13 protein-coding genes and 2 riboswitches are annotated in these 18,222 nt (G+C 37.2%); of the genes, 10 read left to right on the top strand and 3 right to left on the bottom strand.

The window, feature by feature from the left end; genetic code table 11:
- Positions 1-5 precede the first annotated feature (5 nt).
- Together RBU59_RS04440 and RBU59_RS04435 are read left to right on the top strand one after the other, a co-directional pair.
- A complete protein-coding gene (locus RBU59_RS04440) occupies positions 6-869 on the top strand; it encodes a GNAT family N-acetyltransferase (protein WP_308146671.1) in 864 nt (287 codons plus the stop codon).
- A gap of 172 nt (positions 870-1,041) precedes the next feature.
- Positions 1,042-1,764 carry an N-acetylmuramoyl-L-alanine amidase gene (locus tag RBU59_RS04435; RefSeq protein WP_308146670.1) on the top strand — a complete coding sequence of 241 codons (723 nt, stop codon included), beginning with the start codon at positions 1,042-1,044 and terminating at the stop codon, positions 1,762-1,764.
- Positions 1,765-1,985: 221 nt separating this feature from the next.
- Here the strand turns inward: RBU59_RS04435 and ilvN are convergent, their stop codons facing one another.
- The 3 genes from ilvN to RBU59_RS04420 form a co-directional block, all read right to left on the bottom strand.
- Positions 1,986-2,483, bottom strand: a complete 498-nt coding sequence (gene ilvN / locus RBU59_RS04430; RefSeq protein WP_308146669.1) for an acetolactate synthase small subunit — start codon at positions 2,481-2,483, stop codon at positions 1,986-1,988.
- A gap of 52 nt (positions 2,484-2,535) precedes the next feature.
- Entirely contained in the window at positions 2,536-4,296 is a 1,761-nt protein-coding gene (ilvB, locus tag RBU59_RS04425) for a biosynthetic-type acetolactate synthase large subunit (protein WP_308146668.1), read from the bottom strand.
- A 588-nt stretch (positions 4,297-4,884) separates the two neighbouring features.
- Positions 4,885-5,442, bottom strand: coding sequence for a TetR/AcrR family transcriptional regulator (locus RBU59_RS04420; RefSeq protein ID WP_308146667.1), 558 nt, complete (start codon positions 5,440-5,442; stop codon positions 4,885-4,887).
- A gap of 229 nt (positions 5,443-5,671) precedes the next feature.
- Here RBU59_RS04420 and RBU59_RS04415 point away from each other — a divergent pair, with 229 nt between their 5' ends.
- From RBU59_RS04415 to RBU59_RS04380, 8 genes are all read left to right on the top strand, one after another.
- Positions 5,672-7,480, top strand: a complete 1,809-nt coding sequence (locus RBU59_RS04415) for an oleate hydratase (protein ID WP_308146666.1) — start codon at positions 5,672-5,674, stop codon at positions 7,478-7,480.
- 515 nt (positions 7,481-7,995) lie between these two features.
- The gene (locus RBU59_RS04410; RefSeq protein WP_308146665.1) at positions 7,996-10,065 is read left to right on the top strand and encodes a HelD family protein; all 2,070 of its coding nucleotides are present in this window, start codon (positions 7,996-7,998) and stop codon (positions 10,063-10,065) included.
- A 437-nt stretch (positions 10,066-10,502) separates the two neighbouring features.
- Complete coding sequence (locus tag RBU59_RS04405; RefSeq protein ID WP_308146664.1) at positions 10,503-12,170, top strand: S8 family peptidase; 1,668 nt, start codon at positions 10,503-10,505, stop codon at positions 12,168-12,170.
- 70 nt (positions 12,171-12,240) lie between these two features.
- A riboswitch (glycine riboswitch) is annotated at positions 12,241-12,336 on the top strand.
- Between the two features lie 3 nt (positions 12,337-12,339).
- Positions 12,340-12,416, top strand: a riboswitch (glycine riboswitch).
- 207 nt (positions 12,417-12,623) lie between these two features.
- The gene (gcvT, locus tag RBU59_RS04400) at positions 12,624-13,706 is read left to right on the top strand and encodes a glycine cleavage system aminomethyltransferase GcvT (protein WP_308146663.1); all 1,083 of its coding nucleotides are present in this window, start codon (positions 12,624-12,626) and stop codon (positions 13,704-13,706) included.
- Positions 13,707-13,821: 115 nt separating this feature from the next.
- On the top strand, positions 13,822-14,199 hold the full coding sequence (gcvH, locus tag RBU59_RS04395) for a glycine cleavage system protein GcvH (RefSeq protein ID WP_308146662.1): 378 nt from the start codon (positions 13,822-13,824) through the stop codon (positions 14,197-14,199).
- A gap of 1 nt (position 14,200) precedes the next feature.
- Entirely contained in the window at positions 14,201-15,529 is a 1,329-nt protein-coding gene (gcvPA, locus tag RBU59_RS04390; RefSeq protein ID WP_308146661.1) for an aminomethyl-transferring glycine dehydrogenase subunit GcvPA, read from the top strand.
- Positions 15,529-16,971 (top strand): aminomethyl-transferring glycine dehydrogenase subunit GcvPB, encoded by a 1,443-nt coding sequence (gene gcvPB / locus RBU59_RS04385; RefSeq protein WP_308146660.1) that lies wholly within the window; start codon positions 15,529-15,531, stop codon positions 16,969-16,971. The genes gcvPA and gcvPB overlap by 1 nt, the downstream gene beginning before the upstream one ends.
- A gap of 227 nt (positions 16,972-17,198) precedes the next feature.
- On the top strand, positions 17,199-18,197 hold the full coding sequence (locus RBU59_RS04380) for a lipoate--protein ligase (protein ID WP_308146659.1): 999 nt from the start codon (positions 17,199-17,201) through the stop codon (positions 18,195-18,197).
- The last annotated feature ends 25 nt before the right edge of the window (positions 18,198-18,222 follow it).

Raw genomic sequence — 18,222 nt, 5'->3', positions numbered from 1 at the left:
ATGTTATGAATGTATTAAAACTTCATGTTTTGAATGAAAAGCAAAAAAATGAGATAGATAACCTGGTAAGGGAATGTCTGAAAGAGGAAAAGCTGGAAAGAACCTTATATATGGAATCTGATATTAATTATTATATTAACATGGACAGCTTTTTTCTATTGTATAACGAACAGAAATTAGTAAGTGTTCTTACCGTATTCCAGCCTCTTAAAGAGGAAGCAGAGATAAATGCTTATACACTGCCGACCGAAAGAAAAAAGGGATATTTTGATATTTTACTCAGCTACGCAGAAGCTGAATTATGTGAATTCGGAGTGAAAAAAATTATATTTGTGGTTGAACCGGAGAGTAAAAGCGGTATGGCGGCATTAAAAACTTATGATACAAATTATTATAAATCAGAATATCTTTTAAAGCTTGATACTGATAATATTAGTCAAGAGTTAACACATGTCGATTTTAATCTGAATGAAATAACTTTAGATCAGCGATTGGATGCAGTCAATTTAAGTCACGAAATCTTTGACATTGAACTGGAAGAGGCCTTTGATATTATTGATACTGCCATGGCAGTGGAAACAATGCATTGTTATGGATTTTATGCGGGAAATAGTTTATTGGGTATCTGCAATGTAAACTATGGTGAAAATAGTGCATCAATTTTTGGTTTCGGTATTAAACCGGATGATCAGGGAAAAGGATACGGTAGGATTTTATTAAATTTTATTCTAGTCACTGTTAAAAAATACAAAAAGTCATCGATTATATTACAAGTAGGAAGTGAGAATAAGAGAGCTTTTTTATTATACCAAAGCGTTGGTTTTCAAATTCTGAAACAATATGATTATTATGAATATTTTATAGAATAAACAGAAGTAGAAGATCGAAGTAAAACTAAGGTTTTACTCGGTCTTTTTTGGTTTGCATAATATCTTTTAGAGGTGATGGCAGGAATTTTTGACTATTCCTTACTTGTGTTTAGTAACCTTACAATGGCACATGCATATTATATTGTAAGTTTAAATATGTATCGAGGATATCATGGCATATAGAATTGCAATAGATGCAGGACATGGTGGATATGATAATGGCGCTATGTACAGGGAACGCCTGGAGAAAGATGATAATTTGAACCTTGCTTTGGCGGTCGGAGAAATATTAGCTTACAGCGGTATGGATGTAATATTTACCAGAATTGATGACAGTTATATCTCCCCCCTTGAAAGGGCTTATATGGCAAATGAGGAAAATGCTGATTTATTTGTTTCCATTCATAGAAATTCCAGTCCTACACTAAATACTTACAGTGGAGTTCAGACATTAATTTATGAAGAGGACGGACTTAATCAGCATATTGCAAAAGCCATAAATCAGGAACTGGAGGAAGTCGGATTTACTGATCTGGGGGTTGATGTCCGGACCGAACTGGCAGTACTTAGGAGAACGAAGATGCCTGCTCTGCTGGTTGAAGTGGGATTTATTAATTCGGACTCGGATAATGAATTGTTTGATGACCAATTTAATGAAATTGCTTATGCAATTGCCTCCGGTATATTAGAGGGATTAGGCGAGGAAGCGGAAGAGGGTCAGCTCTACCGGGTTCAGGTCGGTTTGTTCCGTATTTTATCCAATGCCCAGAATTTACAGAATAATCTCATTGATGCAGGTTATGATGTATTATTAGTATCTCAGGGTGATTATTATGCTGTTCAGGTTGGTGAACTGCAGACAATGGATGATGCGCAGAACTGGAACAGGAATTAAGAGAACAAGGGTACAGTACTTTTATTGTAACTGATAATTAATATGATACCTGGATTATATCAGGAACTAAAAATAATAGATACAATAAGGATAAATTACTTCCTTAACAGTATCTATTATTTTATTGAATTCAGTAAATATCTGAAATAAAGTATTTCAGGGATAGAATAAACGACGAGGGCTGGCAAACACAAATAATTATTAATAACTTTTTATTTCCTTTACCTGTCGGTCATACTAATGGATTCAATTGCAACACTTCCGCCCCGGACCACTTCGATTTGTTTAAACTGACTGGTAAGGAGTCTGATTAAAGCATCATTTTTCGGCTCGGTCTGGACACATTCCAATAATATGCTGTCAATTCCATAATCTGTAACGGATACTCTAAAAACTTCTGCGATTTGAAAAATCTCAGTTTTATCCTCCTTACTGCAATTCTTTATTTTAATAAAAAGGATCTCTTTCATATGAGTTGACATATTTGTAAAATCCAATACTTTAATTACTTCCACCATACGGTTAAGCTGCTTTTTTATCTGTTCAAAGGTAATATCATCACTGTTTAAACCTATAGTCATTCTTGATATGGTCGGGTCCTCCGTAGTACCAACAGTAAGACTTTCCAGATTATAAGATTTTCCCGAAAATAAACCGGAGATCTTAGCAAGTACACCTATATCATTTTCTACCAATAAGGATATCCATCTTTTTTTCATATCTAATACCTCATTTCTTAATATATTTCATAAATGATTATCATTAACTGAATTAACAATCCAATATCATATAATTTAATGGCTTACCGCCTTGTACCATAGGCAGCACCAGTTCTTCACTGTCGATAATAAATTCAATTACCGTAGGTGCCAGTGTATTTTTTGCAGCTTGTAGCAATGCGGGTTCTATATCTTTTTCATTTTCTACTCTTATTCCGTACGCACCATAACTTTTGGCAAGCTTAATAAAATCAGGTGAATAAACCGGACATTTTTTGTTAGCTCCACCGCAGTTTTTGTTACAGTTCTTAGTTGAACGTAAGCAGATAGAAGAGTAACGTTTTCCGTAAAACAGCTTCTGACTCTGACGAACCATTCCTAAACAACTGTTATTAAAGATGCAAAGGATTAAGGGAAGCTCCTGTGCGACAGCAGTTGCCATTTCCTGTATATTCATCTGTATGCCGCCGTCACCTGAGATACATATAACTGTTTTATCCATATTACCAAGCTTTGCACCGATAGCAGCGGGAAATCCATAACCCATAGTGCCAAGTCCTCCGGAAGTAAGTAACTGGGTTCCCTCTTTCATCTCTAAAAACTGTGTCGTCCACATTTGATTCTGTCCAACATCAGTTACAATAATGGGTGTCCGAAATAACTCATTTATTTTATTTATTATTTTTTGGGGGGTCAGTCCTTTGTCATCTGCCATTCTAAGAGGATGGTCCTGTTTCCATTCACTAATTTGCTTTAGCCAGGAAGTTCTGTTCCCTGCTGCAGAAAATTTTGAATCTCTGCTATCCTTTAAAAAGGACAATTCTTCCAGCATTTTTTTAATGGCTTGTTTTGCATCTGCTACAATTGGGATATCAACCACTACATTTTTAGAAATAGAAGCGGAGTCAATATCAATATGAACAATTTTTGCATTAGGTGCAAATTTCTCCAGCATCCCTGTAACTCTGTCATTAAACCTGGTACCTATAGAGAAGAGCAGATCACATTCGTTGATAACCTGGTTCGCCGCATAACTTCCATGCATACCGATATTGCCGATATAGAGAGGGTGAGAAGTATCAATAGCTCCTTTACCCATAATTGTGGTAACTACCGGAACCTTAGTTATTTCTGCCAATTTAGTAAATTCTTTATTTGCACGTGATATGGTTACACCTCCGCCTGCTAAAAATACTGGTTTTTCTGAATTTATTATCATTTCCAGAGCTTTTTTGATCTGTCCGGTGTGTACATTTTGATTTGGTTTGTAACTTCGAATACTAGCTTCTTTCGGATAACTGTCACTGCCTAATTCCAGCATAATGTCCTTGGGAAGATCTACAACGACAGGTCCGGGTTTCCCTGTGGATGCAATAAAGAAAGCTTCTTTTATGATCCTGCCCAGATCCTCACGTCTTCGTACGGTAACGCCGTATTTACAGATACTTCGGGTAATACCGATGATATCCACTTCCTGAAAAGCATCATTTCCAATCAGATAAGTTTGTACTTGTCCGGTAAAACATACTAAAGGTACACTGTCATAATTAGCAGTTGCTATTCCGGTTACCAGATTTGTGGCACCTGGGCCGCTGGTAACCAGACACACTCCCACATTTCCGGTGGAGCGGGCATAACCGTCTGCTGCATGAATCAGCGCCTGTTCATGCCTTGGCAGAATTATATCAATATCATTTTGTTTGTACAATTCATCAAAGATATCAAGTACACATCCTCCGGGATATCCAAATAATGTTGTTACCCCTTCTTCCTTTAATGCTTTTACGAATAATTCTGTTCCTGTTACTTTCATATAAAAGCTCCTTTCTATGTCTGCTGTAACTAAGGTTCGGAAAACAATCCGGTTCATTTAATTATGTTGTTTCGCAATCACCTGTTTACTATAACTAAAATATAAAAAAACGCCCTAAGCTTATTAAAAAGCTTAGGGCGAACATTATAGTCCGTGTTACCACCTAGATTCAAGATTATATCCTAAGGAAACTCCTGAGGAAAATTTCTTGCACTCAGTCAGTACGGGATATATTACAAAGAATTACTTGTAATTATCTGATACTGCTTTCCTTTTAACGGCGGAAACTCCGGTGAAGTCTACTTAAGATTACCTTGTTCGGTTCACAGCTCAAAGGCTACTTCCAAAGCTTACGCTTAAGTATGCTATAAACATACTTTACCCCCTCCAGGAAGATTCGCACCAACCATCTTCTCTCTGTGCTTTTGGTGAGTATGTACTACTCCTTGTCAACGCTCTTATTTTTTATATTTTTTGTAATTATAACAAGAACTGCGTAAGGTGTCAAACATTTTTTATATAATGTATAGTTTGATTTGTGTTTGATATAGTTTTGCCTGGGGCTGAATTGTAAAAATTATCATACTATTATTGGGCATATTTCTTTAATGACTTTTTAAAATCACCTTTGACCAGAATAGCAACTTGTTCTGCTATTTCTTCCGGTTCTTCTTTCATACCGCTTCGGACCCAGTCCAGTCCCATGGCAACAACCGCAAGGCTGTAGAAATGTGCTATAAATTCTTTATGTTTATTATCGACATTCATTCCTGCGGATTGTTCTTCAACAACCGGATAAATGACATCGTGTAAAACATTATACATAAAAGTTTCCAGGTATTCACGGCTGATGGAACGGTAAACGTTAGCAACAAGAAGCTTATTATCCCGCATATTTTTAAGCACATGATAATAACCTTGCTGCCAGGTATCAATATGCCGGTTATCAGCTAACGCTTTGGATGCTTCTTCTACAAAAATCCATTCCACAAGCTCGTAGATATCATTAAAATGATAATAAAACGCCTGACGGGATATACCGCAGTCTTTTACTAAATCTTTTACAGTTATTGATTTTAGAGTCTTTTTTTCAAGCATTTTCTTAAGTGATTCCGCCAAGACTTCTTTTGCACTTTTCAGCAACAAATCATCTCCCTTATATATCATCATTATAAAATATCATAACACTTTTTTGTACTCTTTACAATTCATGGAAATTCAGGATTTTTACAAACTCCGATATTTGTAAAAAATCTTTACATTTCGGTATCAGTGTTAATTTAAATCCGAAAAGAAATGCATTATAGTATATCTGTAATGAAGCAGCAGCTGTTTCCTTAAAATACCTATAATTAATTATAAGGAGGGTTTAATTATGAACATTTATTCAACAATGTACCATGCCAAAAAACCTGATGGGATCAAAAGAAGAAAAGCATATATTGTAGGGGGTGGTCTTGCAGGTCTGGCCGCAGCAGCTTTTCTGGTAGATGATGCAGGTGTACCCGGTGAAAACATCACTATTTTAGAAAAACACAATGATGTAGGCGGAAGTATGGACGGTATACGCAGTGAGTTTGGATATCTGTGCCGTGGTGAACGTGAAATGGAGCCATATATGGAATGCCTCTGGTATCTGTACAGCAAGATTCCATCACTGGATCATCCAGGCCGCACAGTGCTGGATGATATCGTAGACTTTAACAGGGATGAGCCGATTCATTCGGAATGCCGTGTATTAGTTAACCAGGGCCAAAGATATAATAGGGTTCATGATTACCGTTTTGCTCCAAAAGATATGGCTGATATGCAGCGTTTCCTTAGTTTACCGGAATCGGAGCTGGAAGATAAGAAGATTTCAGATTTTTTCGAGGAATCATTCTTTAAAAGCAGCTGCTGGATAAACTTTCATAGTTGTCTTGCATTTAAAACATATCATAGTGCATTAGAATGTCAGCGATATTTTGAACGTTTTGCGCTGGAAGTACGTCATGAATATCTGGAAGGAATTATTCATACAAAATATTGTGAGTATGATTCCATGATCCGGCCTCTTATGACCTGGTTATGCAATAAAGGTGTTAAAACTGCATACGGATGTTTTGTTTATGATCTTGAAATGGATGATAACTGCAATACGGCAAAAGCTATTCTGTTCCGTCAAAATGGCGAGGAATCCATTATTAAAATGGATGATAAAGACCTTGTATTTGTAACAAATGGTTCCATGACCACAAACAGTACTTTTGGTGATAACAAAACCGCCGCACCGGTAAATCGGGATACAACTGATCTCGGTGCCTTTACCCTCTGGCAGAACCTTGCAAAAAAACATGAAAAATTTGGGCATCCGGAGAAATTCATCGGTCATATTGATAAGACGAAATGGGTTTCTTTTATGCCGACCATAAAAGGATATACAGAGCTTGTAAACAGAATTGAAAAAATGACCGGAAGTAAAGCCGGAACCGGTGGAGCAATTACGATTTTAGATTCTAACTGGGATATTTCCTTTGAACTGCACCATAATCCATTCTTTTTAGACCAGAAAGAGGATGAGCAGGTTATGTGGGGATATGGCTGTTATGGTGAAAAGGAAGGCAACTACATTAAGAAACCTATGTTTGAATGCACCGGCGACGAGATAATGACCGAGCTTTTATATCACCTGAATATGTTGGACATTAAGGATGAGGTGCTTTCTCATTCTTATATCTCAACATGTATGATGCCTTATATCACCAGCCAATTTATGCCGAGAAAAGAAACGGATCGTCCAAAGAATGTTCCTTGCGGCTGTAAAAATATCGGTTTCCTCGGACAATATGTAGAAATTCCGGAAGATGTTGTTTTTACGGTAGAAATGTCAGTACGTACCGGATTGGAAGCTGTTTATAAACTTACAGGACTTGAGAAAGAGGTATTGGAGGTTTATCCCTCACGATATGATATCCGTTATACTGTTGAACGTCTGAAGAAATTTGCAGGAAAAACGGCAGTTGAAAAACTGACCATTGACGACATTCCGGCACTTAATAATATTCAGGATATAAAGGAAATGAAACAGATGGCGATTAACCTGTTAAATTCATTTCCTCCATACTATCATATGTATCTCGGACGCGACAAAACGGTTCCGTTAAAAGTGTCAGTGCTCCATCCTGAGGCACCACTTAGTAAATAAAATTTTATATTATATAAAGGTACCATTATGGTATAACAAGGGCGTGTTGCTAAACTGACATTTTTCAGTCAGGATGCAGCACGTCCTTTCTTTTTGGACATAATAATGGGATATAGGAATGGGCAAGCTCTGTAGTTCCAGCGTTCGTATACCGCAAGCTTTACCTATATTAGTTTGTTTTGTACTATCTTTCTTAAGTGCTTCATGTGTATCCTGCCTGGAGTGCTTTTTATTTCACGGGGAAGTTCGGAGTGCTTTCCTATGAAATAAAAAAAGCTGCCTGCCTTAAGCAGATAGCATATATAATGTGTAAATTCTTAAATTTATCCATACTTCAGTATCAATAATAACATATCGTGAAAATAAAGTCTAGTAATATTTTTTTTATTCTATATAATAGACTTTGCAACTGATAAACAGTGGATAACGGCAGTTAAAACCGGCTGTATGCAAAAACAAAGATAGATTTTGCACGATAGCGAAGTTAATGTGTCGAAAAAAAGGAGGTTACCAATATGACAAACCAGACAGAGAGTCTTTTGGAAGAGCAATATTTAAACAATTGCATCAAAATTATTAAGAAAAATATTGATGCTTATATGAAAGAAATTGAAATTATGAGTGCAGATATCAAAGATATGTATGATCGATATCGGCAGGATGATCCGGAAATATTTACAGAATTGTCAAACACAATCACCATGAATGAAAATATGAAAACAGCTCTTCGTAAAAATCAGCGAGCATTGAAGAAACCGTATTTTGGGCGGATTGACATCAAAGACCAAAACCGGAAAGAAGAGACTTTCTATATTGGAAAGGGAGGGGTTATGAAAGATGCCACCACAATTATGGTTGTCGATTGGCGGGCTCCCTTAGCCAATGTTTATTATGAAAATGGACTTGGTGAATGCTCTTATATAGCTCCGGATAAAATAAAAATTACCATTGATTTGAAAAAGAAGCGGACCTTTGAAATTGATGGAGAAAAGCTGATTGATTACTTCGATTCCGAAGTAGTGACCAATGATGATCTCTTGACGAAATATTTAGCTAAGAACAAAGAAGCGGTTTTAGGTGATATCATAGCAACCATCCAAAAGGAACAGAATGATATTATACGAAAATCTCCTTATCGCAATATGATAGTACAGGGAGTTGCAGGCAGTGGGAAAACCACCGTAGCAATGCACCGTATCTCCTATATCCTATATAACTATGCGGAGGATTTTAAACCGGAAGATTTTTATATCATTGGGAGTAATCGTATTTTATTGAACTATATTACCGGTGTGTTACCTGATTTGGATGTACATGGTGTGAAGCAAATGACTATGGAGCAGCTCTTTATCCGTTTGCTTTATGAAGATTGGAATGAAAAAAAATACAAAGTGATCCCTTGCGATAAAAGGAGCTATCGCAAAGGAAGTTATGATTGGTTTCAAACATTAGAAGAATTTTGTTGTAAGTTAGAAGCGGATGTGATACCACAGGAGGATATTTATTTAGAGGATAAGCTCCTATATTCTTCGGAACAAATAAAAAGTTACATTGGGGAAGGTACCAGGTTATCGATACAAACAAAAATAGACGGCTTAAATCAACGCGTTTTAAACAAACTAAAGAATGAGATTACAGGCAGAGAGATTAGTTATACTCCGGAGATGAAAAAACAGTTAGTGAAAGAGTATACGAAACGGTTTGGAGAAAAGAAGTGGAAAGTTTCCATATATGATATATATAGTGACTTTCTGATAAAACAAAAAGAAATATGGCAAAAAGATAAAGCAATACAGGAAATTAATGTTTCCACGAAAGAATTTGATGTATATGATTTAGCGGCTCTGGCATATTTGTATAAACGTGTGAAAGAAACAGATCCCATTCGTGAAGCACATCATATCGTAGTGGATGAAGCACAGGATTTTGGTATGATGGCATATTCGGTTTTGCATTATTGTATTCCGGGTTGTTCTTTCACCATTATGGGTGATGTATCCCAGAATATTCACTTTGGATATGGACTCCATGACTGGGAAGAATTAAAGAACTTAATTTTAACAGACCGCTTAGATAACTTCGGAATATTATCTAAGAGTTATAGAAATACGGTAGAGATATCTAATTTTGCGCAAAAAATTTTACAAAAGGGCTCATTTTCCAGTTATCCGATTGAACCCATTATACGGCATGGAAATGAAGTATCTGTAACTGAGTGCCATGATGAGAAAGATATGCTGGACCAGTCTGTACGGATTATTGAAAAGTGGCAGCAGGAGGGATATGATACCATTGCGGTAGTATGCAGAAATACTATGGAAGCAGAGCTTGTAGCTAAAGATCTTGGAAAACGCATTGCCACCCTGGAGAGTGACCTGGAAAAAGCAGAATTTAAAAAAGGAATTATGGTGCTTCCGGTAGAGTATACAAAAGGGCTGGAGTTTGATACGGTTCTTATTTATAATCCAACCAGTAACAACTATCCGGAAGATGATGGCCACGCGAAGCTTTTGTATGTTGCAGCAACTCGTGCATTACACGAACTAAGTATTCTTTACGTTGGGGATGTATCTAAATTATTATAAACATTTATAGGATTAGGGTGTTAAAAGTTCTCTCAACCTGTATTTTATGAATATATATATGCTGGTATTCATTCAAAAAGCAAAATTGACCTTTTGACACTCGAATCTTAATATATTAAATAGAAAGAGTCATGATAATATTATATTAAAGCTGAGAATAACATTGGGAGTAAACAGTAACAATGACTCTATGCTTATTTACAAGGAAAGATATTGCTACAGGGTTGGCTCGGGTGCAAAAGTGTCAGCACACTGACACTTTTTTCCGCATGAAAATTAAGGACTTTATTAATAGTAGCTGAAAATGAATAATTAAATAATACGAAACAATACCAATTAATAAATGTAATAAAAATATCAGTTCACCTTATGATACAGGTAACATTTGCTTAATATATACATAAATTACAATAAGAAATAAATCATATTGGTAAATCATGAACGTCAATGAAAAGTTTAAAATCTTTAGTAATGACTATGCGGATTTATTAGTTGAATATAAAAGAAGTATGGATTATTTAGAAAATATTCCTGACATATCTTATAATCTAGTTAATGATAAATATGCCGTACTGCATATTCCTGTCAGTGAACTGACAGAAAAAAGTATGAATCGGTTTGGTTATGTTGCTATTCCAAAATGTTATGGATTAATGACTTTTTTTCCGTATGAGTCGCAAAGCGGATATACAGTCCACAGGTTACCGGAGGAAAATATCTCAGGGAAAGGAGTATTGATCGGATTTGTAGATACAGGAATTGTTTATACAAATCCGATATTCCGGTACCCGGATAATACTACAAAAATATTGTCCATTTGGGATCAGTCTATAGACAGTGACGACAAGTATCCAAATGACTATTTTTATGGAACGGAATATACAAAAGAACAAATTAATGAAGCTTTAAATTCAGAAAATCCTTTGGAAATAGTACCCAGCACTGATACAATCGGCGAGGGAACTGCTATGGCGGGTATAGCAGCCGGGTTTTATAATGAAGAGAGTAATTTTTCAGGGGTGGCAATAAATGCTGAATTAATTATTGTGAAGCTGAAACCCGCCAAAGCTATTTTAAAAGAGTACTTTGGTATCCCGGAAGATGCTATTTGTTATCAGGAAAATGATGTCATGATGGGAATCAGTTATTTACTGACGATGGCAAACAGGTTACAGAGGCCTATTGCCATCTGTTTAGGAGTTGGTTCCTCTCAAGGGTCCCATAAAGGGGAAGATATTATGAGTAATTATCTTGCAGAGATTGGTAATCTTCCCGGCATTGCAATTATTATTGCCGCAGGGAATGAGGGCAATCAACAGCATCATTATTATGGTGAAATATCACCGCCCGAATATTATGATGTGGTCGAATTAAATGTTGGCGTATCGGATAAAAATTTTTCTATGGAAATATGGGGTTATCAACCCAATATCATTACCATGGAAATATATGCACCAACCGGTGACTTTGTTTATAATATTACTGATACTTTTATTGGACAAAGCAATTTTACCATAACATTTGGCACAACTACGATTTATGTTGATAACGTTATCAGTGAGGCATACTCTGAAGAACAATTAATTTTATTCCGTTTTAAAAATGCTATGGAGGGAACATGGAAGTTTCAGATAAACGGAATGAAAGATTTAATTAACCGGTTCCATATCTGGCTTCCCATTCGTAATTTTATTTCCAATGAAACTTATTTCTATAATTCAAACCCGTATACTACAATTTGTCAGCCGGGTAATGGTTATAATACCATAACCACCACGGCCTACAATCCAATCGACAGAACCTTGGCTCCATATGCCAGTAAAGGTTTTAACTCATTAAATATACCGAAACCGGATATAGCAGCTCCAGGAGTTAATGTTTTGGCGCCTACTGTTATGGGAACTTTTCTTCCTTTTTCAGGTACCAGTATAGCTTCCGCTCATGCAGCAGGGATAGCTGCCGGATTATTGGAATGGGGGATAGTAGGCGGATATTTTCCGAATATGGACAGTGCTATAGTGCGTTACATTATTACAAGCACTGCAGCCAGAGATAGTGGAGTGTTATATCCTAATCCTGATTGGGGTTATGGCGCTATAGAATAATTTAATAATGATTTTTACTAAAAAATATTGACTTTAAATGTAGAAAATATTAAAATTATATAAAAATCGGTTGAAAGAGTTGGGAGAGACTGTAAGTATATGAAATATTTTACAGCGCCGAAGGTGATTCGCAATAACTCTCAGGCAAAAGGACCAACTCTGGACGATACTCTGGAAAGCGATATAGCACCGACGAAGCAACTTCATGTAACAATATGGGGGAATCTTTCAGGTAAATCAACAGAGGCGTATTGATTATTCAGTACGTCTTTTTTTATTACATTGGAAAGTTCTCCGAACTTCCCTATGTAATAAAAGTCCTGCATACAAGGGCGTTGGGCAACATTTAAAACCCGGTGCATTATTAGGCTTGCGTTACATAAAAGACGTCTGAATAATTGCTGTTTTTATTTATTCACGATGATTCCGTGAAGAAAAAAGAAGGAGGACGTTATGGAATTAAAGACACCGCTTTACGATTGTCACCTACAATGGAAAGGAAAAGTAGTACCCTTTGCTGGTTACCTGTTACCGGTTCAATATGAAACCGGAGTTATCGCTGAGCATATGGCAGTAAGGAATAAGGCAGGCTTATTTGATGTTTCCCATATGGGTGAAGTAATATTGACAGGAAAGGAAGCATTATGGAATGTGCAGAGACTGGTGACGAATGACTGCAGCAAGATGTATGACGGGCAGGTAAAATACAGTCCCATGTGTAATGAATCCGGTGGAGTCGTAGATGATTTGTTGGTTTATAAAATAAACAGTGAAAAGTATTTACTGGTCATTAATGCCTCAAACCGTTTTAAGGATGTGGAATGGATTAAAGAACATTTATCCGGTAGTGTGGAATTTAATGATATATCCGATGAAGTAGCTCAGCTTGCTTTGCAGGGGCCAAAGTCAAAAGAGATACTTCAAAAATTAGCAGGTAGTAACGATATTCCTGTGAAATACTACAGTTTTGTGGAAAAAGGTCTCGTAGCCGGCATACCTTGTCTTCTATCGAAAACGGGCTATACCGGAGAAGATGGTTACGAATTATATTGTAAACCGGAGGATGCCGTAAATCTATGGAATGCGTTGCTTCATGCTGGAAAAGAGGAGGGGTTGATACCTTGTGGTCTGGGGGCCAGAGATACTTTACGGCTGGAAGCTGCAATGCCTTTATACGGTCATGAAATGGATGATACGATTTCACCTCTTGAAACAGGGTTGGGATTTGCTGTTAAGATGGAAAAAGAAGATTTTATAGGTAAAAGCGGGTTAGAGAGCAGAGGTCAGATAAAACGTAAACGCGTAGGCCTCTCCATTACCGGAAGAGGTATAGCCAGAGAAAAATGTCCGGTATATTTTAAAGATAATGCAGTTGGCATAACGACCTCAGGAACACACAGTCCATACCTAAAAAGTCCGGTGGCAATGGCTTTAATAGATCTTAATTATACTGCATTAGGAACACAATTGGAGGTTTTAGTAAGAGGTAAAAGGATAACGGCTGAAGTTGTGGAACTGCCTTTTTATAAAAAGTAAAACGAATCTATTCTCAACACGTTATTAACATCAGATTAAATTATATATAAGTATTTGAGATACAAAGTAAATTTTGAAAATTAAAATTACATATAATTGATAAATTATGGAGGATATGACTATGAAATCATTATTATTTACCAAAACTCATGAATGGGTACAATTTTTAGAAGAATCTACTGTAAGAGTGGGGCTTACCGATTATGCACAGAAAGAATTAGGAGACCTGGTTTTTGTAAACCTGCCGGAAGTAGGAGATGAGGTAACGGCAGAGGAGGGTTTTGCCGATGTGGAATCTGTAAAAGCGGTTTCTAATGTATATAGTCCGGTTACCGGTACGGTAAAGGCTGTGAATGAAGAACTGTTGGATCAGCCGGAATTAATTAATTCAGAACCATACGAGACATGGTTTATTGAGATTGAGAATGTAAGTGAACAGGTAGAACTATTATCCGAAGATGAATATGAGAATTTCATCAAAGAGGAGGAATAAAATGGGGACCTATGTGCCAAATACCATAAAAGAGCAGCAGGAAATGCTGGCTTCCATGGGATATTTAAAGGTGGAAGACCTCTTTTCCGTCATACCGGAAGAAGTGAGAATGAAAAGACCTTTAGATATTCCGGATGGTTTATCCGAGTTGGAAGTAAGAAATGAATTGACCGAATTAGCTGAAAAAAATAAGGTATTCAGAAGTATTTTCAGAGGTTGTGGAGCTTATAACCATTATATTCCATCTCTTGTTAAACAAATAACCTCTAAAGAAGAGTTTGTAACAGCTTATACTCCTTATCAGGCAGAAATCAGTCAGGGAACCCTGCAGGCTATATTTGAGTTTCAAACTATGATATGTGAACTTACCGGATTGGATGCTTCCAATGCTTCGGTTTATGACGGTGCGACAGCTGCAGCGGAAGCTGCTATTATGTGCAGGGAAAAGAAAAGAAATAAAGCTGTTATTTCAGCTGCGGTTAATAAGGAGATTTTGGAAACAGTAAAAACCTATTTACATGGCACCGGTATGGAAGTTATTGTGGCACCGGAGTTGGATGGGCATACGGATATTATTGCATTAGAGAAGACTGCAGGGGAAGATACTGCCTGTATTCTTATGCAGCAGCCGAATTATTACGGGCAGCTGGAGGATCTTGATTCCGTAAAGAAAATTGCAGACAAAAGCGGCGCTAAATTTATTATGAGCTGTAATCCAATCTCTCTGGGAATACTAAAAACTCCGGGAGAATATGGTGCGGATATAGCAGTGGGAGAGGGCCAGCCACTTGGTATGCCGTTATCTTTCGGAGGTCCTTATCTGGGTTTTATGGCAGCTACGGAGAATATGAAACGTAAACTTCCGGGAAGGATAGTCGGTGAAACGAAAGATGCTAAGGGCAGAAGAGCATTTGTATTGACGCTTCAGGCAAGGGAGCAGCATATCAGGCGTGAAAAGGCCTCCAGCAATATCTGTTCCAACCAGGCGTTATGCGCTCTGACTGCATCAGTCTATCTAAGCACTATGGGACGCAGAGGGTTAGAACAGGCAGCAGTCCTTAGTATGTCCAAAGCTCATTATCTGGCTGAACGGATATGCGAAGTGGAGGGATTTAACCTGGTCTACAAGGCAGATTATTTTAACGAATTTGTTACAACCTGCAAAGGAGATCCCAACTATTTAATGAGCAGACTTGAGCAACATGGTATTCTTGGCGGTTATCCGCTAAAAGGTAATAATGTCGGGAATATACTCTGGTGCGCGACCGAGATGAACACGAAAGCAGAGATGGATGAAATGATTCAAATTATAAAGGAGGTGGAGAGATAATGGAATTGATCTTTGAAAAAAGTGTGGACAATAGAGGATGTGATATTCTGCCGCCCTCGGATGTACCTGTCGTAAAAACTGACAGCAGATATTTGCGGCGAAGGGAACTTCATTTACCGGAAATGTCGGAAACCGATATTAGCAGACATTATACGGAGCTTGCCAAAAGAACCTATGGAATCAATAACGGTTTTTATCCTTTAGGTTCCTGCACGATGAAATATAATCCAAAAATCAATGAAGAGATTGCAAAACTTCCGGGTTTCTCTAATGTACATCCGCTTCAACCGGAGAATACGATTCAGGGGTGCCTTAAAGTAATGAAGTTAACGGAAAACTATCTTTGCGAAATTACCGGTATGGATTATATGACTTTTCAACCTGCGGCAGGCGCCCATGGTGAGTTTACAGGGCTTAAGTTAATTCGTGCTTATCATGAGAACAGAAAAGATAATAGTCGAACCGAGATAATAGTGCCCGACTCAGCACATGGTACAAATCCTGCCAGTGCGGCTATGGCAGGATTTTCGGTGATTAATATATCTTCTACTAAGGATGGGTATGTAGATTTAGAGGAACTTAAGAAAGCAGCAGGTGAACACACAGCCGGGTTTATGCTGACAAATCCCAATACGGTTGGAATGTTTGATAAAAATATACTAGAAATCACACAGATTATCCACGATGCAGGCGGATTATGCTATTATGACGGGGCTAATTTAAATCCGATTATGGGAATTGCAAGGCCCGGGGATATGGGCTTTGATGTGGTGCATCTAAATCTTCATAAAACTTTCTCTACCCCGCATGGAGGCGGAGGTCCCGGTGGCGGCCCCGTAGGATGTAAGTCTATTTTAGAGAAATACCTGCCGACACCCCGTGTCAGAGAGAGTGAGGAAAGTTGTGATAAATATGAACTGGTAACGGCCGGAGATTTATCCATTGGAAGAGTGAAAGAATTTTATGGCAACTTTTTGGTAGTTGTAAAAGCGCTGACCTACATTCTGACTTTAGGTCGAGGTGGATTAAAAGAGGCTTCAGAAAATGCAGTATTAAATGCAAATTATATGATGAATCAGTTAAAAGATACGTTTCATATGCCTTTTGCAGGTCCGTGTATGCATGAATTTGTCATGAGTCTGGAGGAACTGAAGAAAGAAACGAAGGTGTCAGCTTTGGATGTTGCTAAAACCTTATTGGATTACGGAATTCATCCACCGACGATGTATTTTCCGCTTATTGTCCATGAAGCCCTGATGTTAGAGCCAACAGAGACTGAATCAAAAGAAACTCTGGATCAGGTAATTGCCGTATTCAAAAAAGTACGCGAAGATGCTCTTATGAAACCGGAATCTTTAACGGATTCACCAAAGAAAACACCCATAGGCAGGCCGGATGAAGTCACTGCTGCGAGAAATCCGGTATTAAGATATCTATTTTAAGCAAGACAGAAGATATTTCAAGAAGATTTATGTTATATGATATATAGCAGAATAAAACAGCAATAATAAAACAGCACTCTATTAAAATTTTATCCTATGTATGTTACCACCGGCGAATAGTAATGAGGTAAATTATTACCCGCTTAAGCATACATAGGATAAAAATTACCGTTAAATAAAAGTTATTTCACTGATTTTAGAGTTTTATCTTAAGAAAGAGGTTTCATTTGATTAAATATATAAGCTATTTCATTAATGAAGAATATAATCCATACCATAACCTGGCACTGGAAGAATATTTATTGAATCATGTTAAACAGGATGAATGTATTCTCTACCTATGGCAAAACGAGAAAACGGTAGTCATCGGTAAGAATCAAAACCCCTGGAAAGAATGCCGGCTAAAAGAACTGGAAGAAAACGACGGTAAGTTGGTCCGAAGATTATCAGGGGGAGGTGCGGTATTTCACGATTTAGGTAATTTAAATTTTACTTTTTTGGTTCATAAAGAAAATTATAATCTGGATAAACAGTTAGAGGTTATTTTAAAAGCTGTAAATTATCTAGCCATACCTGCTAAGAAAACAGGAAGGAATGATATTACGGTAGAGGGAAGAAAATTTTCCGGCAATGCCTTTTATTCGGCTGGGAACCACTCCTATCATCATGGTACTATTCTAATTAATGTAAATATGGATAACTTATCTAAATACCTTAATGTATCACGGGACAAATTAGTATCAAAAGGAGTGGAATCAGTCCGCTCCAGAGTAATTAATCTGTCTGAATACAAAGAAGGACTAACTATAGACACGATGAAAAATGAACTGATACGGGCGATCGGTGAGGTATATGAAGGCCATCCGATACCTTTGACTGCAGAGCGGATTAATGAAAAGGAAATAGGTGAGTTAAGTAAAAAGTATTCCTCCTGGGACTGGAGTTTTGGTAAGAAAATTCCATTTAATTATTTAATTGAAAGAAGACTGGAATGGGGAAATATAGAAATCGAGTTTCGTGTGGAAGCAGGTATTATCAAAGAATGTATGGCTTATTCCGATTCTATGGATACCGATTTTATTAATCTGATACCGGATGCATTCAAAAGTTGTTTATTTACCGGTGAAGCATTAATCAGACGTTTAAGAGAAATCCGGATAGTTGACAGTAACGCGGATATCATACGTGAGGATATAATCGGTGTATTAAAAGAAGAGCAAATTTAATGTCAGAGGGAGACTATACTAACAT

Origin of the sequence: Anaerocolumna sp. MB42-C2 (assembly GCF_030913705.1) — a bacterium.
Taxonomy (GTDB): Bacteria; Bacillota; Clostridia; order Lachnospirales; family Lachnospiraceae; genus Anaerocolumna.
This window is presented reverse-complemented; position numbering and strand designations above follow the sequence as displayed.